Raw genomic sequence first — 25,283 nt, forward strand, 5'->3', positions numbered from 1 at the left:
CACCCGCGCCTCCACAGGCGGCGGGCTGTCAGATGCGCGCCGTCTTCAGCCCCGTGAGGGCCCGGTCCGCCGCCGCGTACCCTGCCGGCGCGTTGCCGTCCTTCAGGGCCTGCTTCGCCCGCGCGATGTACTCCGCGATCTCTTCGCGGCGCCTGTGGTCAAGCTTCGATTCGGCGTCGGCCCAGATCTGTTCGAGCTGCGCGACCTTCTGGACCAGTCCTTCGGACATCTGTACTCCCCACAGCATGCGGCACTTACGGTATTGATCTTTTCATGCTCCGCATCCGATCCGGGGCGCGCCGTACCGGCGCGGCGCGGGCACCCGACCACGGGGCCGCCCGACCGGCGACCACCCCTCGAGGTCACCGGTGTCACGGCACCGTGAACCGGCACACGTCACCGTCGTGGGGGCGGCAGCCGTTACGGAGTGAGCCGGAGGAGGGGGGTGTCCGTCGTGAGGACCGCTCGGAGGGCGGGGATGTCCGTCCAGGTGAGGCCGAGCGAGCGGGCGGCGTGGCGGAGGGTGATGTGGTCGGTTCCGTCGGCCGTTTCGTGGAGGGCCTTCATGGCCGTGTCCCGGTCGAGGAGCGCGATCCCCCGGGCGGGCGAGGCCTGTTGGGGCGTTCGGGTGCGTTCGCTCTCCAGCCCGGGAATGCCGGTGAGCCGGTGGGAGACGTCGGCGGCGGCATCCAGGGTCGCCGGGTCCTCGGCGACGAGGGCTCGGGCGACCGGGTTGTGGGCGATGGCCTCCTGGAGCGGCAGGGGGTAGAGACCCGGGGAGGTGTCCGTGAGGTGGATGACGGTGCGGGCGGTACGGACGGTGCCGCGGGCGCCGTGGATGGCCGCGGCCCACAGCGCGGACGCCTCGGAGGGGTGCCAGGCCAGTGCGCGGGCGGCCGCGGTCGCCGCCTCCCGGTCGGGGAGGAGGGGACGGCGTCCGGCGAGGCGTTCGAGCAGGAGCTGCTCATCGATCTCGCCGTCCAGGCCGGGCCCCGCGATGTGGACGGTGGTCGGTACGCCGGTGAGGTGGCAGGCGGCGAGCGTGAGCGCGTCGCCGAACGGGCTGCACAGCCCGGGCTCGTCCCCGTGGGTCAGGATGTCGCCGCCGATGTCGACGATGCGGATCCGGCCGCCCGCGGCCTCGGCCATGGCCCCGATCTGCCGTGACAGGGAGGACAGCCCCCGGTCGGGGTCGAGGAGCAGCAGCCGGGCCGGCAGGTCTCGGGCGAGGGCGGGCAGGGTGGATCCGGCCGGGGGCGGGCCCGGGTGGCCGGCGTGAAGGCCGCGAAGCCGCCGCCCCGGATTCCCCCGCCCTCGTGGACGAGCCCGTCGAAGTCCCGTTCCCCGAGGGGGCCGCCGGCGGTCGGGTCGACCTCGGGGCGCTCCCACGCGTAGGTGGCGATCAGCGGCGCGCGGGCCGGGTCGGCCGGGTCGGCCGCGAGAGCGCGGGCGGCGATGAGGGTCCCGAGGGGGTCTCCGCCGCCACCCGCCGCGATGTACAGATCGCTCACGCGGCTCCCTCGCGCTCGCGCAGGTCGATGCCGGTGATCCGTACCGGTGTCGCCCCCATGTTCTTCCGGGCGCGCTTGTTCGCCGCGTGGAGGTTCTCGTAGTACTCGCGGTCGAGGTCCTTGACGGACCCGGAGTAGAACATCCAGGACAGCACGTCGCGGTACTTGAAGCCCTTGGGGGTCAGCTGGACCCGTCGACCGAGGCGGTGGATCAGCCCGTTGGACTCGGCCGCGTCGAGGACGGGTTCGAACTCGGCGGCGTGCTTCTGGTAGCCGAAGCGGTCGAGCTCCGAGAGGTCGAGGTCGAACGTGTCGAGGACCAGCCGCTTGCGGACGATCTCCTCGCCGGTCAGTTCGAAGCCGGTGACGGGCGCCAGCTCGTGGTTCCTGGCCCGCTCGATGTAGTCGGCGACCTCGGCCGCCGAGGGCTTCACGCTGCCGCACATGTAGTCGAGCACGCTGGTGTACGAGCGGGCTCCGACGCCGAGGCCGAGCAGGGGCACCGTCGAGTTCCTCGCCGGGGACGGCATCCCGCCGGCGGTGGTCGCCGAACTCCGCCGCCGGGTCAGGGTGGTCACCGCGCACGAGCTGATCACCGACGGCACCTCCCACGGCGACATCGTCGTGATCACCCTCGCCGAGGGCGAGGAGGACCGGACCGTGAAGGCCTTGACGGAGCTGCACGAGGCCACCGGCTTCCCCGCGGCCGATGTCATGGCCAAGATCACCTCCCTGCTGAACCGGTGAGCGCGGCCACCGACACCCGCCGCCCGCGCACCGCGGCGGACCGCCTCGGCCTGCCCGCACTGCGCGGGCACGGCCTGTTCATCACCGGCAACCTGATCGACTCCGTCGGCAACGGCATGCTCCTACCGCTGGGGCTGCTGTACTTCACCGACGTCCAGGGCCTGCCCCTGGCACGGGTGGGCGCGGCGATGACGGTCGGTCAGGCCGTCGCCCTGCCCGTCACGTTCCTCGCCGGACGCCTCATGGACCGCATCGGCCCCAAGAGCCTCGTGGTGTGGGCGAACATCCTCTCGGCCGCCGGGTTCGCCCTGTTCCTGCTCGCCCGCGAGCCGTGGCACGTCGCCGGCGTGTACGTCCTCGTCCAAGCCGGCATCAACATGTACTTCACCGCACAGCGCACACTGATCACCCACGTCACCCGGGCCGACGAACGCCGCTCCTGGTTCGCGTTCACCGGCTCGCTGCGCAACGTCGGCCTCGCCGCCGGGTCCGCCGCCGCGGTCGGTGCCCTGACCGTGTTCGGGAGCGGCTCGCTGCGCTGGATGATCGCGGTCGATGCCGCCACCTACCTCCTGGCCGCCGCCTGCTTCGCCGCACTCACCACCACCCCACCCCGGCCGGACGGTACGCCGCCGAGCGCCCTCGTGACCCGGGCCGACCACACCCGCCGCTACCTCCTGCTCGTGGCCCTCAACATCCCCTACGTCCTCGCGCAGGCCGCCCTCGCCGTCCTCGTCGCCGTCTACACCACCCGGGCCCTGGAGCTCCCCGCCTCGGCGGCGAGCATGCTGTTCGTCGTCAACACCGTCATCGTCTCCGCGTGTTCGACCGCCGTCACCGCGCACCTGGCGCCCAAGGTGCCCCGCCACGCCGTGGTCGCCGGATACCTGATCATGGCCTTCGGGATGTGGGCGTTCGCGCTGCCCGCCCTGCCCGGTGCCGCCTCCACCGCCTGGGCCGCGCTCGGCGTGGCGATCGTCCTGTTCAGCCTGGCGGAGATCCTCCTCGGCCCGGCGCTGAGCGAACTGTCCGTGAGCCTCACCCCCCAAGCGGCCGGGGGCTTCACGCAAGGCCTGTACCAGTTCTCGTGGGCCGTCGGCATGGTCGCCGCCCCCGCCCTGTTCACCGCACTGCTGGAGGCCGGCCCGCTCCTCCCGTGGGGCGTCGAAGCCGCCGCCTGCCTGATCGCCGTACTCGTCGCGCCCGCCCTCAAGGCCCCCAACCGCCACCGCCGAAGGAATCCCCGTTGATGACGAGCATCATCGAGTCCATCCATGAGGTCCCCGCCGCCGAGTGGGAGCACCTCGCCCGGCCGGCCGGCCTCTACCTCTCGCACCGGTGGCTCGCCGGCGAGGAGGAAGACCCCACCGCCACCTGCGCGTACGCGCTCGTACGGGACCTCGACGGCACCCTGCTCGCCGCCGCCCCCCTCTACCTGGTGCGGGAGGAGCCGAACGACAGCTACCAGCCCGAAACCGTACTGCCCCCGCACCTGCGGCCGCGCGTGATCGCCGGCGCGCGGCGCGGCTACCACAACACCCCGCTCACCGCACCCGGCCTCGGCCCCGGCCGGCGGGACGCCTGCCTCGCCCTTCTTCGGGACGCCGTCCGCGGCTTCGCCGACCACCACGGCACGACACACTGGTGGCCCTACCTCACCACCCCGGCCGCCTCCCGGCTCGACCCCCTCTACCCGCACCCGGTCCACCACCTGGAGGACGACGCCCTCATCCCGCTCCCCGGCGCGGGCATCGACGACTACATCGCCTCCCTGCCCTCACAGCGCCGCGTCGGCATCCGCCGCGAACGCCGCGAGTTCGCCGCGGCCGCCCTCGACGTACGTCGACAGGCGCTCGCGGACTGCTTCGAGGAGGCGGCGGTCCTCCTCGCCGGACATCAGCAGGACCACGGGCACGACCGGGACGGCGTCGACGCCATGACCGGTCTGCTGGAACGGCAGGCGACCGCGATGGGCAGCGAAGCGCGGGTGGTGGCCGCCTACGACGAAGACCGGATGATCGGCTTCTGCCTCTCCTACCACTACGGGCCCACGACATGGATCCGCGCGGTCGCCCACGACCGCCGGCACCCGGCGCCCCACCTGTACTTCAACCTCATGTACTACCTGCCCATCGAGGACGCCTACGCCCACGGCACGACCGCCCTGCACGCGGGAATGACGACCGTCGAGGCCAAGCGCCGCCGCGGCGCCGAGATCTCCGGCCTCTTCGCCCTGGTCGACCCGCAGCCGTCCTGACGTCCCGCCCGCCCCCGCCCGTCCTCGGGCCGGGGCGCGGTTCGCACGGTGGTTCTCGCGACCGCCCGGTCCGCTGCGCCCCCGGCCGGTAGGGTCCGGCCATGTCCACGTACGAACGTGAGATCGTCGCGCCCGTCGACCTGTGCCGTCCCGACGGAAGGATCGCCCCGCAAGCGATCGGCTGGTCCCGCACGCCGCTGCACCGCTGCCGGATTCCCGGCTGGGGGCGGACGAAGCGGTGGGAGTACTGGTGCGTGACCACGCCGACCCACCTGGTGGCCCTGACCGTGAGCGACCTCGACTACCTGGCCCTGAACTCGATCTACGTGCTGGAATACGGTACGGGCGGCCGGGAGTTCGAGCGCACGGCGATCGTGCCCGGCGGATGCGGCGTCCGCCTCCCCGACACCGTCGCGGGAGCTCCGGATCCGGTGTCCGCGCCGCTCGTGGTCGGACCGCCGCGGCCGGTCAGGGGCCAGGTACGGATCGAGATCCACGGCGAGGGCTCCGCCACCCGCCTGCGGGCGCGTTGCGTCGGTCCGCGAGGCCTCCCGGTGGAGGTGGACCTCCTCGTCGGGATGCCGGCCGGGCACGAGACCCTCTCCGTGGTGGTGCCCTGGGACGAGCGACGCTTCCAGTACACCTCCAAGCACACGGCCCGGCCCGCGACCGGCACGGTCCGCATCGCGGACGACGTGCTGGCGTTCGGCGAGGACGCCTGGGGCACCCTCGACCACGGGCGGGGCCGGTGGCCCCGCTCGGTGGTGTGGAACTGGGGTGCCGCCTCCGGGCGTACGGACGGCCGCACCGTCGGGCTGCAGTTCGGCGGTCGCTGGACGCGCGGCACCGGGGCGACCGAGAACGCGCTGTGTGTGGACGGCCGGATCAGCAAGATCGGCCAAGAGCTGGAGTGGCACTGGTCCCACGACGATCACCTGGCGCCGTGGTCGATCCGCAGCCCCGGAGCGGACCGGGTGGACCTGGTGTTCACGCCGTTCCACAACCGGTCCACCCGCACCGACATCGGTCTCCTCGCCAACCGCACGGATCAGTGCTTCGGCCACTACACGGGCTCGATCCGCACGGACGACGGCGAGCGGATCGAGGTGGACCGGCTGCTGGGGTGGGCCGAGGACGTCCGCATGCGCTGGTAGGACGAGCCGCGGCGGGGCCGGCGGGGGTGGGCTTCGCCTTCTATGTCCAATCTGCGTTGTTCCTAGAATGGGCGCGTGAAGGATATCGATGCGATCGCGGCGTTGCAGGATCCGGTGCGGCGTCGCCTGTACGAGTACGTGGTGGCGCAGGGCCGCGAGGTCGGCCGTAACGAAGCCGCCGAGGCGGCCGGGGTGGCCCGCACCCTTGCCGCGCACCATCTGGACAAGCTGACCCAGGTCGGGCTGCTGGAGAGCGGCAGTCGCCGGCTCACGGGTCGCTCGGGGCCGGGGGCCGGTCGCCCGGCCAAGGTGTACACGCGGGCGCGGGCCGAGCGGTCGGTGTCGCTGCCCGCCCGTGACTACCGCACCGCCGCCGAGCTGCTCGCCGAGGCCGCCGAGCAGGCCGGGCTGGACGCCGTGCTGTGCGCCGCCGCGCGCCGCCGGGGCGAGGGCCTGCGCGGCTCGGCGGCGCCCTGCGGCGGCCTCGAAGAGGCCGTGGAGATGTTGGCCGCCCGTGGCTACGAACCGCACGTCGAAGCCTCCGGCGGGGTCGAGGGGGGCGCGCCTGTCGTGCGGATGCGCAACTGCCCCTTCCATGCCGTGGCCACACGCTTTCCGCCGCTCGTCTGCGGCATGAACCTCGCGCTGCTGGAGGGGCTGATCGGCGTCGAAGGCCCGGTCCGGGCTCGGATGGACGCTCGGCCGGGGGAGTGCTGCGTGGTGCTGGAGGATTCTAAAAACAATGAAGATTGACATAGAAAATGGAGCTGTGCTGGGATGAGGCCATGACCGACGCCGCGCATGCCACCCACCTCGCCCAGCTCAACGTCGCCACCCTCCTCCACCCCTTCGACGACCCGCGCATGGCCCCGTTCGTCGAGATGCTCGATCCGGTCAACGCCGCCGCCGACGCCACGCCCGGCTTCGTGTGGCGGCTCGTGGAGGAGGGGGCGGCCGACGCCACCGGCCTGCGCCCGGCGGGTGAGGACGTCGTGGTCAACCTGTCGGTGTGGGAGACGCAGGAGGCCCTGTGGGACTTCGCCTACCGCAGCGGGCACCTGGAGGTGATGCGGCGGCGCCGCGAATGGTTCGCACGGCACGTCGAGGCGCACATGGTGCTGTGGTGGGTCCCGGCCGGACATCTCCCGACCGTCGGTGAGGCCCTGGAGCGCCTGGCGGACCTGCGGGCGCACGGGCCGTCCCCGCGCGCCTTCACCTTCGCCTGCGCCTACACGGCCGGCGAGGCCGCACAGCACCTCGGGACCGTAGCGCCGACGCGACCCGAGCCGACGTGGCCCGAGCCCGCCGTTCCGAGCGCCCGCCCGGTGCCGGCCGGGGACGCGGCGGCGGCTCGGTAGCGGCCGGTTCCCGGCGCGGCGATGAGTTCGCGGCCCCGCGCGGGTCTATCCCTTGACGGAGACGACCGACTCACCGGGAGCAAGCCATGGGCCTCATCCACATCGAGATGTTCGCGACCCTCGACCTCGTCGGGCAGGCGCCCGGCGGCCCCGACGAGGACCCGGCGGGGTTCCCGTTCGGCGGCTGGCAGGCGCCTCTGCTGGACGAGGTGGCCGGGGCGCAGGTCGGCGCTGCGTACGAGGGCACGGACGCCCTCCTGCTCGGCCGCCGGACGTACGACATCTTCGCCGCCTACTGGCCTCACCAGGAGGGCGGCGAGGACAACGAGATCGCCACGCTCTTCAACCGCGTCCCGAAGTACGTGGCCTCCCGCGGCAGGCCCGACCTCTCCTGGGCCGGCTCCACCCAGCTCGGCCCGGACCTGGCCGGCGCGGTGCGCGAGATCCGTGACCGCCACGAGAACGTGAAGGTCGTCGGCAGTCTGAACCTCGTGCAGAGCCTCCTGCGCGAGAAGCTCTTCGACCGCCTCGACCTCTGGCTGCACCCGATCGTGCTCGGCGTCGGGAAGAAGGTGTTCGACGACGGCGCGGTACCCACCAACCTCACCCTCCTCGCACCCCCGGTGGCCGGCGCGAAGGGCAGCGTGTACCTGCGCTACGGGCTCGCCGACGGCGTTCCCGCGACGGGGGACATGAGCGCATCCGACCGTGGTGTCGCGAGCGAGGGCTGAAACCACCGCGCACCCGGTGGCCGGCCGGAACCGGCCGGGCGGCCGGGAAGCCCCCACGGCACACACCGTACGCCGCGGGGGCCCGGCTCAGCGGGACGGTGTCGCGGGCCCGGCATACGCTGGTTCGGGGGGCCGAGATCCGGGCGGCGACGCATGCCGGAAGGGACGCCCTGATGGACGAGTACCCGCTGATCGAGAACCACGGCCTGATAGGTGACCTGCAGACCGCGGCGCTGGTGACCTCCGACGGAGTGGTCGACTGGTTCTGCTGTCCGCGTTTCGATTCGCCCAGCGTGTTCGGAGCCCTGCTGGACAAGGGCAAGGGCGGCCACTGCACGGTCCGGCCGGCCCACGCGACGTACGCGACCAAGCAGTTGTACCTGCCCGACACCGCGGTCCTGGTGACCCGCTTCATGACCGAGGCCGGCGCCGGCGAGGTGGTCGACTTCATGCCCCTGACGGGCACCACGGTCACGGCCCGGCACCGGCTGGTCCGTATGGTCCGCTGCGTCCGCGGCAGCATGACCTTCGACGTCGACATCGCGCCCCGGTTCGACTACGGGCGCAAGTCGCACGAGCTGCACGTCACCGAGAACGGGGCGGTGTTCACCTCCGACGGCACGACCCTGACCGTGCACGCCATCCGGGAACCGGACGACGAGCGGCTGGGCCAACTCCTCACGGGTGACCACGACCTGCGTCTCACCCTGAACCTGCAGGCGGGGCAGCAGCGCGGGCTGATGCTGGAGTCCGCCGCCGAGGGCCCGCCCCGGCAGATCCGCCTCGCCGAGTACGAGGAGCTCTTCCAGGCCACCAGGGGCTACTGGCGGAACTGGCTGAGCACCTCCCGCTACACCGGCCGCTGGCGCGAGGCGGTGGAGCGCTCCGCCGTGACCCTGAAGCTGATGACCTACGCCCCCACCGGCGCCGTGATCGCCGCCCCCACCGCCGGGCTGCCCGAGCAACTCGGCGGCGAGCGCAACTGGGACTACCGCTACACGTGGATCCGGGACGCCTCGTTCTCCGTGTACGCCCTGCTCGGCATGGGGTTCACCGAGGAGGCGAAGGCGTTCATCGGATGGCTCGGCGACCGGATCGCGGAACGGGCGGGCGGCGAGGGGGACACCGGGCCGCTGAACATCATGTACGCGGTCGACGGCTCCTCCGACCTGAAGGAGGAGAGCCTGGACCACTGGGAGGGCTACGAACGCTCGTCGCCCGTCCGCATCGGCAACGGAGCGGCCACCCAGCTCCAGATGGACATCTACGGCGAGGCGATGGACAGCATCTCGTTCGCGCAGAGGCACGGCATCCACCTCGGGTACCGGGGATGGACCGGCCTGATCCGCGTGCTGGAGTGGCTGGCGGACCACTGGGACTCGGCCGACGAAGGGCTGTGGGAGACCCGCGGCGGGGCCCAGGACTTCACCTACGGCCGCGTGATGTCCTGGGTGGCGTTCGACCGTGCGCTGCGGCACGCCGAATTCAGCGGTCGGCCCGCACCGGCGCTGCACTGGAGCGCCACCCGGGACCGGATCTTCGAACAGGTCATGGAGAAGGGCTGGAACGAGGAGCGCGGCGCGTTCGTCCAGCACTACGGCAGCCGGGTCCTGGACTCGTCGCTCCTGCGCATGCCCACCGTCGGCTTCCTCACCCCCCAGGACCCGATGTGGGCCTCCACCCTCGATGCGATGGAGCAGGAACTGGTCAGCGACAGCCTGGTGTACCGCTACAACCCCGAGGCGTCGCCGGACGGTCTGCGCGGCTCCGAGGGCACGTTCTCGCTGTGCACCTTCATGTACGTCGACGCACTCGCCCGCGCCGGACGCATCGACCAGGCCCGGCTGGTCCTGGAGAAGATGCTGGGCTACGCCAACCACCTGGGCCTGTACTCCGAGGAGATCGACCTCACCGGACGCCAACTGGGCAACTTCCCACAGGCGTTCACCCACCTCGCCCTCATCGACGCGGCGATCACCCTCGACGCGGCCCTGAACCGGGGCTCCGCGCCGTAGGGACGGCGTGGCACGCGCCGAGATCGAGGTTCACGCTCGGGGCGCGGCCTTCTCGAGGTCGTCGACGCTGCCGGACATGACGGTCCGGATGTGCTCGGTGAGGTGCGCCGTCGGCCAGTCCCACCAGGCGATCGCGAGCAGGCGGGCGACGTCCTCGTCGTCGTACCGGCGGCGGATGAGCTTCGCCGGGTTGCCGCCGACGATGCCGTAGTCGGGGACGTCGTCGACGACGACCGCACCGGAGGCGATCACGGCACCGTGCCCGATGCGCACTCCGGGCATGACCATCGTGTCGTAGCCGAACCAGACGTCGTTGCCGACGACGGTGTCCCCCCGGGAGGGGAGGCCGGTGAGCAGATCGAAGTGCTCGGACCAGGAGCCGCCCATGATGGGGAAGGGGAACGTGGAGGGGCCGTCCATCCGGTGGTTGGCGCCGTTCATGATGAACCGCACCCCGGTGCCCAGCGCGCAGAACTTCCCGATGACCAGTCTCTCCGGCCCGTAGTGGTGGAGGACGTTCCTGGTCTCGAACGCGGTCGGGTCCTCCGGGTCGTCGTAGTAGGAGTAGTCCCCGGCCTCGATCAGGGGTGACGTCAGCAGGGGCCTCAGCAGCACCACGCGCGGCTGGTCCGGGAACGGGTGCAGCACGGTCGGGTCCGCGGGAAGACGGTTCATGGCGGTCGCTTTCGGTACGGCAGAGGTCGACGGAGGTTCCATTCCGCGCGCGCCGTGCGGGCCCCGACCGGCGGTGCGTCAGCCCTCGGGCTCCGGGCCGCCCCGGCGCAGGTCGGTGTCCGTGAGGGGTTCCAGTTCGCCGCGGGTGTCGAGCCGGTACAGGAAGGCCACCGCGGGGAAGACCAGGACCGCGGCCACGACGGTCACGATGAGCAGCCAGTGCAGGGTGCTGGGTGCCCCCGCCGCCTCGGCGACCGTCAGCCGGCCGGGGATCAGGTACGGGCGCTGCGCCACGCCCCAGGCGAGCACGGCCGAGGCCATCAGGACGACGGCCGCGGGCCGGGACCACGCCCCGGAGGTGCGCAGCAGCAGCCATGCCGTGACGAGGGTGGCCAGTACGGCCAGGACGACGAGGACGAGCCCGGCGCCGTGGGTGAGGCCGTGCCACAGGTGGGGTGCGTCGCCGTGGGCGACGATCAGCGTGACCGCCCCCAGCACGGCGAAGACGGCGAGGGCGATCAGTGCCCGCCGCCGGAAGTAGACGTGCAGGTCGGGGGCTTCGTAGCGGACGGCGTCCGCGGCCAGGAACACCGCCCCGAGCAGAGCTGTGCCGACGACGGCCAACAGGCCGAAGAATACGGAGGTCGGGTTGAACCAGGCGTGCGCCGTCGGCTCGGTGCCCGGTCCCACCCGCCCCGAGGCGATCCCGCCCGCGGCGGCGCCGAGGAAGAACGGGGTGAGGAGCGAGGAGACGGCGAACACCGCGCCGTAGATGCGCCGTCCGGCGATCCTGCGGGTGGGCTTGCGCAGCGCGAAACCGGCGCCGCGCAGCACGATGCCGATGGCGGCGAGGGCCAGGGGCAGCCACATCGCCGAGAACACGGTCTGGAAGAATACCGGGAACCCGGTCCACATGATGACCAGGACGAAGATCAGCCAGACGTTGTTGACCTCCCAGACCGGGGCCATGGCGTGGTCGATGAGCCAGCGGGGGCGCTTGCCGCGCTCCGCGCCGCCCGCCGTCAGGTCCCAGAAGCCCGCGCCGTAGTCGGTGCCACCGGCGCAGGTGTAGGCGGCCACCGCGAGGAGCAGGACGGCGGCGACCACACCGGCGGCGGTCACGGCCTGCCCTCCTCGGTCGGCGCCGTGTCGTCACCGTTCCCCGGAGCGGGGGCGTCGCCGGCCGCGACGGCGGAGCGCGGGCCGTAGGGGGTGTCGGTCTCCGGTGTCACCATCGTGCCTGCCTCGACGCTTCGTTCGTCGTCCAGGCGCCATCGGGTGCGCATCTTCAGGAGTACGGCCAGGAACGAGCCGAAGATGAAGACGTACACGACGACGACCAGCCCGAACATGGTCCACAAGGTGCTGGAGCGGGCCCCGGTCACGGCTTCGGCGACCCGCATGTTCTCGTAGACGATCCACGGCTGGCGGCCCACCTCGGTGGTGATCCAGCCGCACTCGACGGCGATGACGCTGGCCACGCCGGCGCAGGCGGCGCTGCGGTAGAACCACGGCGAGGCGGGCAGCCGGCGGCGGCGCCACCAGATGAACGCGTACCAGACGACGAGCAGCAGGAGCACCGAGCCGATGCCCACCATGATGTCGAAGGTCCAGTGGATGAGGGTGGCCTGGGCGACGGTGGGCCGGTTCTCCGCCGGTACGGTCGCCAGTCCGTGCACCTCGGTGTCGGGACTGAAGCCGGCCAGGATGGAGTCGAGTTGCGGGATCTTGATGCCGCCCGTGACGGTCCCGTCGGGGTGGAGACGGCCGAAGAGGTACTCCGGAACGTGCGTGTCGGTGTTCCAGACGATCTCCATCGCCGCGAACTTCACCGGCTGCTTCTGGAACACCGCCCGGGCGATGGCGTCGCCCAGCATGAACTGGACGGGAGTGAACACGGCCGCGACCGTGAACGGCACGGTGAAGCCGAGGCGGTGGTAGCGGTCGCGGCGCCCGCGCAGCCAGCCGGTGGCGTACACACCGGCCACCACGAACCCGGCGGTGACCAGCATCGCCACGACGAAATGCCAGTACTGCGGCCCGAACATGGGAGTGAAGATCGCCTTGCGGACGTCCACGTCCACGGGGTTGCCCTCGGAGTCGAGGGAGAAGCCCTGTGGCGTGTTCATCCAGGAGTTGGCCGCCAGGATGCCGAAGGCGCCCAGCAGGGCCGTCGCCGGCAGCGGCAGCCCGAGGAGGAAGTGGGTCCGGGCGGGCAGCCGGCGCCATCCGTAGAGGTAGATGGCGATGAGGACGGCCTCCAGGAAGAAGGCCCAGGCCTCGACGCCGAAGCCGATCCCGAACACGTCGCCCCACCGGCCCATCAGCCCCGGCCACAGCAGGCCGAACTCGAAGGACAGGACGGTGCCGGTGACGACGCCGATGGCGAACTGCACCGCCATGACCGCCGACCAGCGGCGCGCCAGCAACAGGGCGGTCGCGTCGCCGCGCCGCAGCCCGTAGCCGTGCATGATCAGGGTGATCAGCGGCAGCGCCACGCCCATGGGCACCAGGATGATGTGTGAGGCGAGCGTGAAGGCCATGAGCGAGCGGGCCGGCAGCATTTGAGGCGGTGCCTCCGCCAGCAGGTGGAGCGTGGTGTGCATGCGTCCCTCCCCGGGGCTGCGCGCGGATGGAGGTCAGCCGCCGGTGGCGAAGCCCGGGAAGAGGGTCATTCCGCCGTCCACGTAGAGCGTGGCGCCCACCACGTAGTCCATGAGGTCGGAGGCGAGGCCGACGGCCGCGTGGGCGATGTCCGCCGGGTCGCCGACCCGGCCGTACGGGATCAGCTTGAGCAGGTCCTGCTCGGCCTGCTCCGTGTCCCAGGCGCTGCGGTTGATGGGTGTCCGGATCGCGCCGGGGGCGATCGCGTTGACGCGGATCTTCTGCGGGGCGAGCTCCTGGGCCAGGGTCTCCATCATCATCTGCACGCCGCCCTTGGACGAGGCGTAGTTCACGTGCCCGGCCCAGGGGATGATCTGGTGCACCGAGCTCATGCAGATGATCTTGCCGGCGGAGCTGGAGACCTCCGGGACGACCCCGCGCCGGAGGAACTCCTTCGTCGCCTCGCGGGCGCACAAGAACTGTCCGGTCAGGTTGACGTCGATGACCTTCTGCCACTGGGCGAGGGTCATCTCGGTGAAGGCGGAGTCCCGTTGGAGGCCGGCGTTGGCGACGAGGATGTCGATGGTCCCGAACTCCTCGACCATGCGGTTCGTCATGGCCACGACCTGGGCCTCGTCGGAGACGTCCGCCTCGTACGCCGCCGCACGCACCCCGAAGGAGGCGATCTCCTCGACGACCTTCTCGGCCTCCTCCCGTCCGGCCACGTAGTTCACGACCACGTCCGCCCCGGCCCGGCCCATGCCGATCGCCGTGGCCTTGCCGATCCCGGAGTTCGCACCCGTCACCAGTGCCTTCTGGCCCCGGAGCAGGTGCGCGGGGATCACACCCCGGGGTACGCCCTCGGTGGAACTCACGGCGGACTGCCTCCTTCGCACCGCCACCCCGTGCCGTCGGGGTGACGGCACCTCGGCGGGTCCGGCGTCACCCAATCACCGTGTCCGGGGTGCGGCGGCCCGCTGCGGTCCGCGTTGCGCCACCCGGACCAGGATCTTCGCCCGGTCGGCGGTGTGCCGAGGCGGGGGTCAGCCCATGCGTTCCAGGAGGTGGTCGCCGACCCGCAGGGCGTTCGCGATGGCCGTCAGCGACGGGTTGACCGCGCCGATGCTCGGGAAGAAGCTCGTGTCGACGACGTACAGGTTGTCCAGGTCGTGCGCCTTGCAGTTGAGGTCCAGGGCCGACGACGCCGGGTCGGTGCCGAACCGTACGGTGCCGGCCTGGTGCGCGGTGGCCCCGATCGGCATGCCCTTGTGCAGGTAGAGGCTGTGGTCCAGCAGGTGGTGCTCGTGCATGCCGAGGTGGCCCAGCATTTTCTGGAGCTTGTGCCGCAGCCGCTTCAGCCCGGCCGTGTTGTGGGACTCGTCGAGCGCGAGGTGGATGCGGCCGTCGCCGTCCAGGGTGACGCGGTTGTCGGGAAGCGGCAGGTCCTCCCCGCACAGCCAGAAGTCCACGGCGTGGTGGGCCATGACCTCGAAGGGCATGTCGGGGGTCACCGCGCCGGCCCAGCGCGGGGCCTCGCCGTGGATCTGCTCGGCGTCCGACTTGCCGAGCATCTGGATCCCGCCGAGAGGGTAGTCCCAGTCGTCGGCGCCCAGGTACCAGTCGTGCAGGGCCAGGGTCTTCTGGAACTGCGTGTCGTTCGGTTCCCTGGAGATGGCCATCAGGGCCAGGTTGTTGTGGCGCATGTAGTGTCGCCCGACCACGTCCGACGTGTTCGCCAGCCCCTGCGGGTGCCGGTCGTTCGCCGAAGCGAGCAGCAGCGCCGCGGAGTTGACCGCGCCGCAGGCCACGACCACCAGGTCGGCGGAGAACCGGGCCTCCTCACCGTCCTCGAGGCGGGCGACGACCGAGCTGACCGTGCGTCCCGTCGGGTCGGTCTCCAGCCGCACCACGTGGGCGTGGGTGACCATCTCGACGCCCGGATGCTCCAAGGCGGGCTCCACGCAGATCACCTGGGCGTCCGACTTGCCGCGGACCAGGCACGGGAAGCCGTCCACGCGGTTGCAGCGGATGCAGACGCTGGACGGGGTCGCCCGGCCCGCCGCGTCCTGGACCAGGTCGACCCCGATGGGCAGGTGGAAGGGGTGCAGGCCCTGCTTCTCCAGGTCGTCGCTCAACTGCTGGATCCGCGGCTCGTGTTCCACCGGCGGGTGGGCGTACTGGGCGCTCGCCGGCCCCTCCGTGGGGTCCTCGCCGTGCCGGCCGTGCACCCGGTAGAGGTGCTCCGCCTGGGTGTAGTACGGCTCCAGGTCCTCGTACCGGATCGGCCAGGCCGGGGAGATCCCGTCGTGGTGGCGCAGGTCCCCGAAGTCCTCCGGGCGCAGCCGGAACAGCGCCGCGCCGTAGAACTTGGTGTTGCCGCCGACGTAGTAGTTGACCTCGGGCGGGAACTCGCGGCCGTGCCGGTCGAACCAGAACTCGGGAGCGCGGTACTTCCCCTTGACGAACACCGCCGTGGAGTCCCAGTTGTCGCGTTCGCGGGGGAGGTAGCCGCCGCGTTCGAGGATCAGCACCCGCTTGCCGGACGGGGCGAGCCGGTGGGCGAGCGTGCCGCCGCCCGCCCCCGTTCCGATGACGATGACGTCGTAGTGCGGAGCGTCGTTCAACCGGATCACCGTCCTCGGCTCGCGGTGCCGCCGCCCGGGCGGGCCTGTCGCGGCAGGGTCCCCCTTCGAACGTAACCGCCCCCCGCCGGTGCGGCACCCGGGGATGGGGGAGCCGGACACCGGCGGCGGGGGTCACAGGACGGCGATCGGGTTCACCGGGGAGCCCGTGGCCCCCGGCAGCCGCAGCGGTGCCACCGTGCACAGGAACCGCCACTGCCCGAGCCCCGCGCAGGCGTCGGACAGCTCGTCCAGGTCCAGGTAGTCCATCAGGTGCATGCCCAGGGCGTGCAGGGCCAGGACGTGCACGGGGAAGGGGATACCGGGCACCGGGCTCGGGGCCGTGTCGTTGTTGCCGTCCGAGCCGAGGACGGCGACCCGCCGCTCGGCCAGCAGCCGCATGCACGCCGGATGCAGGCCCGCCCGGGCGTGCGCCGCGTCCCACGCGCCCCTCTCCTGGCGCCGGCGCCGGTGCCCGACCCGTACGAGCAGCAGGTCGCCCGGACCGATCCGCACGCCCTGGGCCTCCTCGGCCGCCATGAGGTCGTCGACGCCCACGAAGTCACCGGGCTCCAGCCAGGGGACCCCGCGCAGCCGCGGGACGTCCAGCAGGAGCCCGGGGCCGACGATTCCGTCCCGTACCAGGTCCAAGGTGATCCCACGGGCACCGCCCGCCGCCAGCCGGCTCTCCGGGATGCCCTCGTGGAGCTCGCCGTCGAAGACGACGTGACACAGGGCGTCGAGATGGGTGTGGGCGTCCCCGTGCACGTTCATGGCGAACCGGTCCAGTGCGAAGTGCACCCCCGGGGTCCCGGTCTCGGGCGGGGTCGGGGCGGTCAGCCGGTAGACGGCGGGTTGTGGATCGTCCGGCCCCGGCTGGGTCTCGATGGGGGCCGCCAGCGACAGGGTGCGCCCGTGACGCACGTCGGCGGCGGCCGCGGCCACACGTTCGGGGGTCAGGTGCGCGAGGGCTCCGCGCCGGTGCTCCGGGTGGGTGGACGCCTGCCGGCGCAGCTCGGCGTGCAGGGAGCGGAAGGCCGCCTCGGTCATGAAAGGCGACTCCGTCCGGTCGGGCGTCGGGTCGTCATCCGTCACGCGGGTCTCCCGGTCTGCCGAAGGCCCCGCCTCCACTGTCCGCCGCCCCGGCGTCCCCTGCATCCCGACAGCCGCGTCCTCCCGCGCCCGTACGGGCCCGCGTCCCGCCGTCCGCCCAGGGCGCCCCGCCGGCCGGCGGGGCGGGGACGGACGCCGCGCCCCGACCGCGGCGCGGCGTCCTCAGGGGCGGTGTCCGGAGACCGACCGGTACGCGACGGGGAAGTCGAAGTAGGTGTCGGGGAACAGCTCCGGCTTGTGCGTGAAGTGCCACCACTCCTCGGGGAGGTTGACGAACCCCTCCGCCGTCAGCGCCGACCTCAGCAGGTCCCGGTTCGCGCGCTGGGCCCCCTGGACCCGCGGGTCGTCGGTGTGCGACAGCGTGTCGAAACAGTCGAAACCCGTGCCCATGTCCACCGAGTTGTCCGGGTACCGCTCCGCCCGGGGCGCGTAGCAGGGCACCGACTCCTGCCCCGGCCGCGGCCGGGGCGCCGGCAACGCCGGCAGCCGTACCAGCGTCACGTCCATCGTGCTGCCCCGGCTGTGCCCCGACTTCTTCGCGATGTAGCCGTCCTCGAACAGCCGGGACTTGTCGACACGCGGATAGAACTCCGCCTTCCGCCGCTCGTCGCCGAGGTCCTGCGCCCACCGTACGAAGTGGTCGACGGCCCGCTGCGGCCGGTAGCAGTCGTACACCTTCAGCGAGTACCCCTGGCGCAGCAGATTCACCTGCGCCCGGTGCAGGGCCTGCGCGGCCGGGCGGGTCAGGAGACAGACGGGCTGCCGGTAGCCGTCGACCGGTTCGCCCACGAAGTTGTGCGGACGCACGTACCGCATTTCCTGCAGGATCGTCGGGTCGACCGAACTCAGTGCCACGAACGCGCTCGGAGCCTTGGCCTCCGGTGGTGGCGCGCTCGCCCCGGCGGTGGCGGCCCCGGCCGTCATGAGAGCGGTGACGGCGGCCGTCACGGCCACGGCGAGGCGTGCCCTCATCGGCGGTAAGGACGTGGAACCGGTCATCGGACCCTCCATCGGCGGTGCTGCGGGGGACATGATCGGGCACCATGCTGCCCGACGCCGGACCCGTTCCGGCCGGGTCCGGGCGAACTCACCCGAACTGCGCCCACCGCGACGCCGTCCTACGCTGATCAGGTGACCGGCCGCGCCGGCGGAGCGGTGATGCCCGCCGCCGGCCGACGCAGCCCGAGGGAGGTGATGCCCGATGTCCGCACCCAGGGCGGCAGAGGCCCGCCGCGCGACCGTCGGAGCCGCCTGCTTGCTGGTGTTCGCGAGCGGGGGCGTGGCCCGGGCCGACGACAACGGCATCGCCGACGACAGCGCCCAGGCCATCGCCCAGGCCTCGCGCGAGGCCATGGCCGGGGTCACCTCCATGCGCATGGTGGGCCAGGTGACCAACACGTCCGGCACCACCGCTCTCGATCTCCGGTTCGACGAGCAGGGCAACTGCGTCGGCACCGTCACGCCTCCCGGCGATACGGGCTCGGCCGACATCGTCAAACGCGGCGACGACGTCTGGATGAAGCTCGACGACGCCCTGCTGAGAGCCCAGGCACCGGGCCCCGCGGGGGAGGACGCGATCGCGCTCATCAACGGCCGCTACCTGCACGGCACCACGGACAGCGTCCAGCTGCGCGAATTCGCCCAGCTCTGCGACCTGGACTTCTTCAAGAAGGAGTTCTCCTCGAAGCCACCGAGCGAACAGCTGGCCAAGGGCTCCCGGACCACCGTCGACGGCCACCCCGCCATCACGGTCACCAGCCGGCGCGACGGCAGGACGGGCACGTACCAGGTCTCCACCGAGGACGAGCCGTACCTGTTGAGGGTCCAGGGCACCGACGAGTCCGGCGAGCGGGTGGCGGCCACCTTCTCCGCCTTCGACGAGCCCGTCAAGGCCACGCCCCCGGCGCCCGCCGACTCGGTCGATCTGACCCAGCTCCAGTGACCGGGGGCGGCCCGGTCAGCCGGCGGAGCCGTCGAGGCCGCTGTCGAGGTCGCTGTCGGGGATCCAGGACCCGTGGATGCCCGCGGTGACGCGTCGCGGCAGGTGGACGGTGGCGATCCGGTCGAGGCCGGAGGCATCCAGGACCAGCAGCTGGGACGTGTCCTGCTTGAGGTCGGAGACGACCGTGAGCAGGTAGCCGTCGTCCTCGCGGGTGGCGCCGGCGGCGGGGACGAAGACCGCCTCGCCGGGCAGCCGGGCGTCGCCGGCCTCGTGGACGTCACGGGCGCCGGTGGCGCGGTCGTACTTCACGATGCCGTAGCCGCCCTGCCCGTTGTGGTCGGGGAAGGAGATCGCGTACTGGTAGCGGTGCTCGGATCCCAGGAACTCCTCGTTGAGGGTGGGGAATTCGATCGCGAGGTCGTCGATGACCTGCTCGTCGACGCGGCCGGCGGCCAGGTCGACCACCCAGCGGCGGTTGTAGGAGCGGGTATTGGGCTCGGTGCCGCGCCCCGGGGCACCGACCCACCAGTTCCAGGAGAGCCGGAAGCCCTCGCGGTCGACGGTGGGGCCTTCCAGGACGATGCGGCCCAGGGCGTCCTCGTAGGCGTTGGCGGCGTGCAGCATGTTGCCCGGCTCGATGTCGAACCAGCGGATCAGCCCGGCGCCCCGGGGGCCGCGGGGCATGACGCCGATCCTGGCCGGCTGCGCGTCGTTCCAGCCGTAGGGGATGCCGGAGTGCTCGGCGGGGTCGAAGGTGACGCTGCCCTCGATGAACACCACGTAATGACGGGTGATCGCGAAGTCGTGCTTGAGGGCCGCACTCGCACCCGGTACCTCGGCGCTGTGGGTGATGTGCCCGTCGGCACCGGCGACGTAGTACATGAGGTGGGGCGGGAAGGGTGAGGAGCCGAAGAAGTGCAGCTCGCCGGTGACCGGGTCGGTCTTCGGGTGCGCGGTCATCGCGCCGCGCAGCTTGCCGTCGAAGTCGTGGGCGCCGACGGTGTCGAGTTCGGGGGTGAGTTCGAAGGGGAGGTTGGCCTCGCACAGGGCGAGGAGGCGTCCGGCGTGTTCGATGACGTGCGTGCCGGCGGTGCTGGCGGTCAGGTCGGGGCCGTGCTCGGTCATGTACGGGGCGCCGTCGAGGGCGGGGGTGTGGACCCAGCGGTTGCGGTACCACTCGGCGCGGCCGTCACGCAGGCGGATGCCGTGGACCATGCCGCTGCCCTTGAACCAGTGGGTGGGGGTGACACCGGGCTTGGGGTTGTGGCCGTTGCGCAGCAGCCGGCCGGTCAGCTCCGGCGGCAGGGAGCCCTCGACGGTCAGCTCGGTCGCGGTGATCTCGTCGACGGCCGGGGTGTAGTGGCCGGTCAGGTAGGGCTTGTCGGTGGTCATGGCAGGAAACCTCGCTCGGTGTGTGGGTGTGCGTGTGGGTGTCGGTGGGGTGCGTCGGTGGGTGCGTGGGTGCGTGGGTGCGTGGGTGTGCGGCCGGTGGCCCAGGTCAGTCGGCCTGTTCGGCGCGGGCTTTCAGGGCGGCGAGCCAGGAGGTCAGCGCGTCGTGCAGGGCCCGGTCGAGGAGCAGGGTGAGGGCGGCGGTGGCCGCGAGGACGGCGGAGGAGATGCCGAAGGCCATGCGGTAGCCGGCGGTGAGCGCTTCGAGGTGCGGCTGGTGTCCGGCCGCTCCGGCGGTGGTGGTGCCGGCGAGGGTGGCCAGGACGGCGAGACCGATCGCGCCGCCGACCTGTCGGGTGGTGTTCACCAGACCACCGGCCAGCCCGGCGTCCTGCCCGGTGACGCCCTCCACGGACAGGGCGGTGAGCTGGACGAAGGCGATGCTCAGGCCCAGGCCGATCAGGGTGCTCGGGCCGAGGACGTCGGTGAGGTAACCGCCGTCGGCACTGATCCGGGACAGCCACAGCAGCCCGGCCGCCTCGACCAGCAGGGCCGTGGTCACCGTCGCCGTGGCGCCGATCCGGCGGGCGATCCGCGGGGCGAGGGTGGAGCCGAGCATGTTGGCCACGGCCAAGGGGAGCTGACCGAGCCCCGCGACCAAGGGACTGGAGCCGAGCACCTGCTGCTGGTAGAGCGGAAGGAAGAAGAACAGGGCGATCCACACCGAGCCCAGCAGGGCCATCAGCAGGTTGCCGGCGGCGACCCGACCGGCCCGGAACAGGCGCGGCGGCAGCAGCGGGTTCGGGTGGTGGCGCTCGACCAGGACGAACACGGCCGCCAGTACCGCGGTGACGGCGAAGGCCCCGAGGACGGAGTCGTGCGTCCAGCCCGACCGGCGGGCCGTGGTCAGGCCCCACACCAACGAGGTCAGCGCGAGGGTGATCGCGACGCTGCCGGGCAGGTCGAACCCGCCGCCGCCGGTGACCGGGGTCCGTGGCACGCTCACGGCGACCCCGACCAGGACCAGGAGCGCGCCGAGGGCGACGGCGTAGAAGATCCACGGCCAGCCCCACGCCTGGGTGAGGACGCCACCGAACAGGACTCCGGCCGCGCCTCCCGCGCCGGACACGGCGCCCCACACTCCCAGTGCCCGGCCCCGCCCGGGTCCCGGCGGGAACAGCTCCATCAGCAGGGCCAGCGCCGCCGGGGCGATCGCCGCCGCGCCCAGTCCCTGCGCCGCACGGGCCGCGATCAGGGCCGGGGACGAGGCGGCCAGTCCGGCCGCCAGTGACGCGGCGCCGAACACCGCGATCCCCGTGAGCAGCACCCGGCGTCGGCCGATGAGGTCGGCCGCCCTGCCGCCGGCCAACAGCAGCGCGCCGAAGGCCAGGCCGTAGGCGTTGACCACCCACGTGGTGCCGTTGTCCGACAGCCCTACGCCGTCGCGGATCTGCGGCAGGGCCACGTTCACGATCGAGGTGGCGAGCATGACGGTGAACTGCGCTCCCGCCAGAGCGGCGAGCGCCGCTCCGGGGCTCCGGCTGGTGGCGGTCCTCACTACGATCCTCCTTGAGTGGTTAACCACTCACTCTTTATGCCGAAGAAAAGGCGGAGCCGTGTGCCCCGCCGCCGGTCGGACGTCAGAAGTGCCTGATGCCCGCGGTCAGGGTGCGGGTCCAGGGGGCGTCGACCTCGTCGGCGCCCATGGAGACGATGAGGTGACACAGCATGCCGCGTGCGAAGAACTCCTGGACCTGCCCCTCGGTACCGCCCGAGGCGCCGCGGACGTACTCCACCAGTCGGGCGTATCCCTGCCGGACCGCCTCGCGGACGGCGGGCTCCGAAACGGCCGCGGCCTGCGCGTGCAGCTGGATCAGCATCAGGTCGTTGTCGCTGATCAGCAGTGCGTACGCGTCCCCCATGGCCTCCAGCGCCGCCTCGGGGGAGCTGCCCCGCGCCTCGGCCGCCGCCCGCTCCAGAGCGGCCCGGACCTGGACGAAACAGTGCTCGACCACCGCGGTGAACAGCAGTTCCTTGTTCGGGAACAAGCGGTAGACGTACGCCTGCGAGATGCCGGCCGCCTTCGCCACCTCGGTCGTGGTGGTACCCCAGTAGCCGCGCGCCGCGAAGGCGCCGATGGCGGTGCGCAGCACCGTCTCGCGACGCTCCTCGGCGGTGGACAGCTGGCGGGGTCGTTCGCTCTTCATGTGAGTACTCAACCACTCACACTTTCGTGTGTCAACGCAGCTGCCGACGTACCAGCCCGTGGAAGAGACCCGTCGTGTCGGCCAGCAGCTCGGCGGGCGGCCCCTGCTGCACGATCCGACCGTCCGACATCACGATCACGCGATCGGCGTCCATGACCGTCGAGAGCCGGTGGGCGATCACGAGGCGGGTGGCCCGCAATGCGCGCGTGGACTCGATGACCACCCGCTGGGCCTCGTTGTCCAGCGCGCTGGTGGCCTCGTCGAGGAAGAGGACGCGCGGCTTTCGGATGAGGGCCTGGGCGATCATCAGCCGCTGGCGCTGACCGCCCGAGACGGTCCCACCACCGTCGGACAGGATGGTGTGCATGCCCATCGGCATGGCCTTGATGTCCGCCGCCAGGCCCGCCATCGCGGCCGCCTCCCACGCCTCCTCCGGTGAGAACGTCCCGGCGCCGCGGATGCAGTCGAGGATCGAGCCGGTCAACGGCTGGGCGTTCTGCAGCACGACCCCGCACTGGCGCCGTACGGCCGCCCGGTCGAGCGCCGCCAGGTCCTGGCCGTCGTAGAGCACACTGCCCGAGACGGGCCGGTCGAAGCCGATGAGCAGTCGCAGCAGTGTCGACTTGCCGCAGCCGCTGGCCCCGACGATCGCGACGAACTCGCCCGGTCCGACCCGCAGGCTGACGTCGTCGAGAACGAGCGGGCCGTCGTCGGCGTAGCGGTAGGACAGGTTCTTGGCCTCGATGGCACCGGTCAGCTCTCCGGGTCGGGTACTGGCACGGTCCACCTCGGGGATCTCCCGCAGGAGCGGCCGGATCTGCTCGAACATCGGCAGAACCGCGGCGGCCGAGATGAGCGCCCCGGTCACCTGCGTGACCGACGACAGCAGCATCGTCAGCGCGGTGCTGAAGGTGAGGAACTCACTGGCGGACATGGCGCCGCGGGCCGGGCCGGCCAGGAGCACGAACATCACCAGCGTGCACAGCGGCAGGTAAACGGCGCCCAGGACCGTGAGCACGTTCTGGGTCCGGCCGATCCGCTGGTGCAGGTCACGGGTACGGGCGAACTCCCGTGCCCAGGCCGCGTACGCGAAGCTCTCGGCCGCGGCGACGCGCAGCTTGGGCAGACCCCGCAAGGTCTGGAAGGCCTGGTTGCCCAGCCGGAGGCCGAGCGTGTTCAGCCGGCGCTCGTACCGCAACTGCCACAGCCCCAGGCCCAGGAAGACCACCGCGATGACGACCAGCATGGCCAGCGCCGCCAGCGCCAGCGGCACGCTGTGGACGAGCAGCAGCACGAGGCTCACCACGCCGACCGCGCCCGCCTGTACGCAGACCGGGCCGATGCCGGACAGCACGCGGCGCATCGCGCTGATGCCCATCGCCGCGCCGGCCAGCTCGCCGGTGGAGCGACCGGCGAAGAACGTCGCCGGCAGCCGCAGCAGCCGGTCCCACACGGCCGGTTGCAAGGTGGCCTCGATACGACCCTCCATGCGCAGCAGGGAGGTGTTCTGCAGCAGCATGAAGACGGCCGAGACCACGGCGGTCGCGACCAGCGCCACCCCGGTCCGCACGATCAGGCCGGTCTCGCCCTGCGGGACGTACCGGCCGAGGACCTGACCGGTGGCGACCGGCACCAGGGCGCCCAGGACCACCGCGACCAGCCCGCCCAGCAGCAGGCCGCGCAGCTCGGGGAAGGTGCCGCGCACGCTGAAGCGGAGCAGCGCGGGCAGACCCACCCGCCCGTCGGGCAGGGGGCGGTACAGCATGACGGCGCGCGGTTCGAAGGTGGCTTCGTCGCTGCTGCCGACGCGCTCGCGCCGGCCGGTGGCGGGGTCGACCGCCTCGTAGCCGCCGCGTCGCCACAGCAGCGCGATGGGCGCGCCGTCCTTCGCGCGCCGGCCCACCAACGGCCCGCTGTTCTCCCGCCACCAACGCCCGCCGAGACCGACCGTGCGCGTGCGGATCCGCGAGGCGAGCGCGATGCGTTCGACGGGATCCAGCTGCTCGGAGGTGGTGCCCACCTCACCCGGCGCGGTCAGGGTGATGCCGGCCGCCCCGGCCACGAGGCGGCACGCGGCGAGGGTCGCGTCGACGTCCCCGCCCCGGTGGGAATCCCGGCCGCCGGAGCGGACGATGGACGCCAGCAGGGTCCGGTCCGCCTGGGTGCGGGCGGCCCGGCCCGCCTCGATCCCGGCCGCGGTACGGTCCTCGTGCGCACGCTCGAGCTGTTCGATCCAGCCGTCCAGGGCGTACAGCAGCCGATACTGCTGGTCGACCATGCCCTGCCACATCGCCGCGTCGACGAGGAGGGTGCCGACCGCCTCCGCTTCGTACACGGCGCCGTACTGCACGCTGCCGGGGGTGATCCGCATCCACAGGATGTCGTCGTCGGCCCCGCCGTGCCCGGTGGTGGCGGTGCCGTCCAGCGGTGCCTCGTAGAGCACGCGCAGACCGCGGCCGATGCCGCGCGCGAAGGCGTCCTCCAGCGGGCTCGGCCGTCCTGCGGCGGCCGCGCCGTGATGCCCACCGTCGGCGTGCCACGGGCCGCCGTGGAACCCGGCCCCGTACTCCGGGTACTGCGGGTACTGCGGGTACTGCGTGCGCTGCAGCTCCCGCAGTTCGACGCGGCGCAGCCGGCAGCCCTGCAGGGGGCGGCCGACCAGGGTGTGGTCGGGGCCTTCGGCCGGACCGAGCAGCAGCGTGCCCGGCTCCAGCCGGCCCAGGAAGTGCCAGTGCCCCGACTGCGCGGCGTCCACGGCGAACAGGTCCAGCTCGCCCTCCACGACCAGCCACAGGACGAGCGGCCCTTCCAGGGAGAGGCTGCCCACCCCCGCGCAGTCGACGGGCGTGCCCAGCGCCCCCAGAGCCGCGACGACGGGATCCGGAGCCCCGCCCGACGGGCCGACGGCGCCGGCAGCGATGGCTGTGCCGCCGGCCGTGGTGTGGTGCGCGTACGTCAC

24 protein-coding genes are annotated in these 25,283 nt (G+C 72.3%); 9 read left to right on the forward strand and 15 right to left on the reverse strand.

The annotated features are described in order from the left end of the window. Positions 1-28: 28 nt before the first annotated feature. From AB8A24_RS00455 to AB8A24_RS00470, 4 genes are all read right to left on the reverse strand, one after another. Complete coding sequence (locus AB8A24_RS00455; RefSeq protein ID WP_328960384.1) at positions 29-229, reverse strand: hypothetical protein; 201 nt, start codon at positions 227-229, stop codon at positions 29-31. Positions 230-420: 191 nt separating this feature from the next. Next, positions 421-1,206, reverse strand: coding sequence for a DUF1152 domain-containing protein (locus AB8A24_RS00460; protein ID WP_369474307.1), 786 nt, complete (start codon positions 1,204-1,206; stop codon positions 421-423). Beyond that, positions 1,092-1,511: a DUF1152 domain-containing protein gene (locus tag AB8A24_RS00465; RefSeq protein ID WP_369474161.1), complete on the reverse strand. Its 420-nt coding sequence runs from the start codon at positions 1,509-1,511 to the stop codon at positions 1,092-1,094. Before AB8A24_RS00465 ends, AB8A24_RS00460 begins: the two co-directional genes overlap by 115 nt. Further along, positions 1,508-2,014 (reverse strand): hypothetical protein, encoded by a 507-nt coding sequence (locus AB8A24_RS00470; RefSeq protein WP_328960382.1) that lies wholly within the window; start codon positions 2,012-2,014, stop codon positions 1,508-1,510. The genes AB8A24_RS00465 and AB8A24_RS00470 overlap by 4 nt, the downstream gene beginning before the upstream one ends. 37 nt (positions 2,015-2,051) lie before the next feature. Between AB8A24_RS00470 and AB8A24_RS00475 the strand changes: the two genes are divergently transcribed. The 8 genes from AB8A24_RS00475 to AB8A24_RS00510 all read left to right on the forward strand — a co-directional run bounded on the left by AB8A24_RS00475 (position 2,052) and on the right by AB8A24_RS00510 (position 9,773). Continuing rightward, positions 2,052-2,258 carry a hypothetical protein gene (locus AB8A24_RS00475; RefSeq protein ID WP_369474163.1) on the forward strand — a complete coding sequence of 69 codons (207 nt, stop codon included), beginning with the start codon at positions 2,052-2,054 and terminating at the stop codon, positions 2,256-2,258. Then, a complete protein-coding gene (locus AB8A24_RS00480) occupies positions 2,255-3,508 on the forward strand; it encodes an MFS transporter (protein WP_369474165.1) in 1,254 nt (417 codons plus the stop codon). The genes AB8A24_RS00475 and AB8A24_RS00480 overlap by 4 nt, the downstream gene beginning before the upstream one ends. After that, positions 3,508-4,515: a GNAT family N-acetyltransferase gene (locus AB8A24_RS00485; RefSeq protein ID WP_328960379.1), complete on the forward strand. Its 1,008-nt coding sequence runs from the start codon at positions 3,508-3,510 to the stop codon at positions 4,513-4,515. The genes AB8A24_RS00480 and AB8A24_RS00485 overlap by 1 nt, the downstream gene beginning before the upstream one ends. Positions 4,516-4,616: 101 nt before the next feature. Then, positions 4,617-5,669 (forward strand): DUF2804 domain-containing protein, encoded by a 1,053-nt coding sequence (locus AB8A24_RS00490; protein ID WP_328960378.1) that lies wholly within the window; start codon positions 4,617-4,619, stop codon positions 5,667-5,669. 75 nt (positions 5,670-5,744) lie between these two features. Further along, positions 5,745-6,422, forward strand: coding sequence for a helix-turn-helix transcriptional regulator (locus AB8A24_RS00495; protein ID WP_369474166.1), 678 nt, complete (start codon positions 5,745-5,747; stop codon positions 6,420-6,422). 32 nt (positions 6,423-6,454) lie between these two features. Continuing rightward, positions 6,455-7,027, forward strand: a complete 573-nt coding sequence (locus tag AB8A24_RS00500) for a DUF3291 domain-containing protein (protein WP_328960376.1) — start codon at positions 6,455-6,457, stop codon at positions 7,025-7,027. 86 nt (positions 7,028-7,113) lie between these two features. Beyond that, on the forward strand, positions 7,114-7,758 hold the full coding sequence (locus AB8A24_RS00505; RefSeq protein ID WP_369474168.1) for a dihydrofolate reductase family protein: 645 nt from the start codon (positions 7,114-7,116) through the stop codon (positions 7,756-7,758). A gap of 173 nt (positions 7,759-7,931) precedes the next feature. Further along, positions 7,932-9,773 (forward strand): glycoside hydrolase family 15 protein, encoded by a 1,842-nt coding sequence (locus AB8A24_RS00510; RefSeq protein ID WP_328960374.1) that lies wholly within the window; start codon positions 7,932-7,934, stop codon positions 9,771-9,773. A 30-nt stretch (positions 9,774-9,803) separates the two neighbouring features. Here AB8A24_RS00510 and AB8A24_RS00515 read toward each other — a convergent pair whose 3' ends face one another. The 7 genes from AB8A24_RS00515 to AB8A24_RS00545 all read right to left on the reverse strand — a co-directional run bounded on the left by AB8A24_RS00515 (position 9,804) and on the right by AB8A24_RS00545 (position 17,710). Further along, complete coding sequence (locus AB8A24_RS00515; protein WP_328960373.1) at positions 9,804-10,448, reverse strand: CatB-related O-acetyltransferase; 645 nt, start codon at positions 10,446-10,448, stop codon at positions 9,804-9,806. A gap of 78 nt (positions 10,449-10,526) precedes the next feature. Further along, the gene (locus AB8A24_RS00520; protein ID WP_328960372.1) at positions 10,527-11,570 is read right to left on the reverse strand and encodes a cytochrome d ubiquinol oxidase subunit II; all 1,044 of its coding nucleotides are present in this window, start codon (positions 11,568-11,570) and stop codon (positions 10,527-10,529) included. Continuing rightward, on the reverse strand, positions 11,567-13,054 hold the full coding sequence (locus AB8A24_RS00525; protein ID WP_369474171.1) for a cytochrome ubiquinol oxidase subunit I: 1,488 nt from the start codon (positions 13,052-13,054) through the stop codon (positions 11,567-11,569). Before AB8A24_RS00525 ends, AB8A24_RS00520 begins: the two co-directional genes overlap by 4 nt. 33 nt (positions 13,055-13,087) lie before the next feature. Further along, complete coding sequence (locus tag AB8A24_RS00530; RefSeq protein ID WP_369474173.1) at positions 13,088-13,927, reverse strand: SDR family oxidoreductase; 840 nt, start codon at positions 13,925-13,927, stop codon at positions 13,088-13,090. 168 nt (positions 13,928-14,095) lie between these two features. Beyond that, complete coding sequence (locus AB8A24_RS00535; protein ID WP_369474175.1) at positions 14,096-15,676, reverse strand: GMC oxidoreductase; 1,581 nt, start codon at positions 15,674-15,676, stop codon at positions 14,096-14,098. Between the two features lie 132 nt (positions 15,677-15,808). Further along, positions 15,809-16,723 carry a cyclase family protein gene (locus AB8A24_RS00540; protein ID WP_328965780.1) on the reverse strand — a complete coding sequence of 305 codons (915 nt, stop codon included), beginning with the start codon at positions 16,721-16,723 and terminating at the stop codon, positions 15,809-15,811. Positions 16,724-16,948: 225 nt separating this feature from the next. Further along, the gene (locus tag AB8A24_RS00545) at positions 16,949-17,710 is read right to left on the reverse strand and encodes a M15 family metallopeptidase (protein WP_328965779.1); all 762 of its coding nucleotides are present in this window, start codon (positions 17,708-17,710) and stop codon (positions 16,949-16,951) included. 277 nt (positions 17,711-17,987) lie between these two features. Here AB8A24_RS00545 and AB8A24_RS00550 point away from each other — a divergent pair, with 277 nt between their 5' ends. Next, positions 17,988-18,728: a hypothetical protein gene (locus AB8A24_RS00550; RefSeq protein ID WP_328960369.1), complete on the forward strand. Its 741-nt coding sequence runs from the start codon at positions 17,988-17,990 to the stop codon at positions 18,726-18,728. 15 nt (positions 18,729-18,743) lie between these two features. Here AB8A24_RS00550 and AB8A24_RS00555 read toward each other — a convergent pair whose 3' ends face one another. From AB8A24_RS00555 to AB8A24_RS00570, 4 genes are all read right to left on the reverse strand, one after another. Beyond that, positions 18,744-20,120: a carotenoid oxygenase family protein gene (locus AB8A24_RS00555; RefSeq protein ID WP_369474177.1), complete on the reverse strand. Its 1,377-nt coding sequence runs from the start codon at positions 20,118-20,120 to the stop codon at positions 18,744-18,746. A 106-nt stretch (positions 20,121-20,226) separates the two neighbouring features. Then, a complete protein-coding gene (locus AB8A24_RS00560; RefSeq protein ID WP_369474179.1) occupies positions 20,227-21,675 on the reverse strand; it encodes an MFS transporter in 1,449 nt (482 codons plus the stop codon). 82 nt (positions 21,676-21,757) lie between these two features. Continuing rightward, positions 21,758-22,324 (reverse strand): TetR/AcrR family transcriptional regulator, encoded by a 567-nt coding sequence (locus AB8A24_RS00565; protein WP_369474180.1) that lies wholly within the window; start codon positions 22,322-22,324, stop codon positions 21,758-21,760. Between the two features lie 31 nt (positions 22,325-22,355). After that, positions 22,356-25,244, reverse strand: coding sequence for an NHLP bacteriocin export ABC transporter permease/ATPase subunit (locus tag AB8A24_RS00570; protein ID WP_369474308.1), 2,889 nt, complete (start codon positions 25,242-25,244; stop codon positions 22,356-22,358). Between the last annotated feature and the right edge of the window lie 39 nt (positions 25,245-25,283).

It is taken from the genome of Streptomyces sp. BF23-19, from assembly GCF_041106355.1.
In the GTDB taxonomy this organism is placed as follows: domain Bacteria; phylum Actinomycetota; class Actinomycetes; order Streptomycetales; family Streptomycetaceae; genus Streptomyces; species Streptomyces virginiae_A.

Bases quoted from the DNA above. Each gene is read 5' to 3' on its own strand.
- AB8A24_RS00550 (WP_328960369.1), top strand. From the start codon at position 17,988: ATGTCCGCACCCAGGGCGGCAGAGGCCCGCCGCGCGACCGTCGGAGCC.
- AB8A24_RS00505 (WP_369474168.1), top strand. From the start codon at position 7,114: ATGGGCCTCATCCACATCGAGATGTTCGCGACCCTCGACCTCGTCGGG.
- AB8A24_RS00485 (WP_328960379.1), top strand. From the start codon at position 3,508: ATGACGAGCATCATCGAGTCCATCCATGAGGTCCCCGCCGCCGAGTGG.
- AB8A24_RS00500 (WP_328960376.1), top strand. From the start codon at position 6,455: ATGACCGACGCCGCGCATGCCACCCACCTCGCCCAGCTCAACGTCGCC.
- AB8A24_RS00455 (WP_328960384.1), bottom strand. From the start codon at position 229: ATGTCCGAAGGACTGGTCCAGAAGGTCGCGCAGCTCGAACAGATCTGG.
- AB8A24_RS00555 (WP_369474177.1), bottom strand. From the start codon at position 20,120: ATGACCACCGACAAGCCCTACCTGACCGGCCACTACACCCCGGCCGTC.
- AB8A24_RS00525 (WP_369474171.1), bottom strand. From the start codon at position 13,054: ATGCACACCACGCTCCACCTGCTGGCGGAGGCACCGCCTCAAATGCTG.
- AB8A24_RS00565 (WP_369474180.1), bottom strand. From the start codon at position 22,324: ATGAAGAGCGAACGACCCCGCCAGCTGTCCACCGCCGAGGAGCGTCGC.
- AB8A24_RS00510 (WP_328960374.1), top strand. From the start codon at position 7,932: ATGGACGAGTACCCGCTGATCGAGAACCACGGCCTGATAGGTGACCTG.
- AB8A24_RS00545 (WP_328965779.1), bottom strand. From the start codon at position 17,710: ATGACGGCCGGGGCCGCCACCGCCGGGGCGAGCGCGCCACCACCGGAG.
- AB8A24_RS00540 (WP_328965780.1), bottom strand. From the start codon at position 16,723: ATGACCGAGGCGGCCTTCCGCTCCCTGCACGCCGAGCTGCGCCGGCAG.
- AB8A24_RS00490 (WP_328960378.1), top strand. From the start codon at position 4,617: ATGTCCACGTACGAACGTGAGATCGTCGCGCCCGTCGACCTGTGCCGT.
- AB8A24_RS00515 (WP_328960373.1), bottom strand. From the start codon at position 10,448: ATGAACCGTCTTCCCGCGGACCCGACCGTGCTGCACCCGTTCCCGGAC.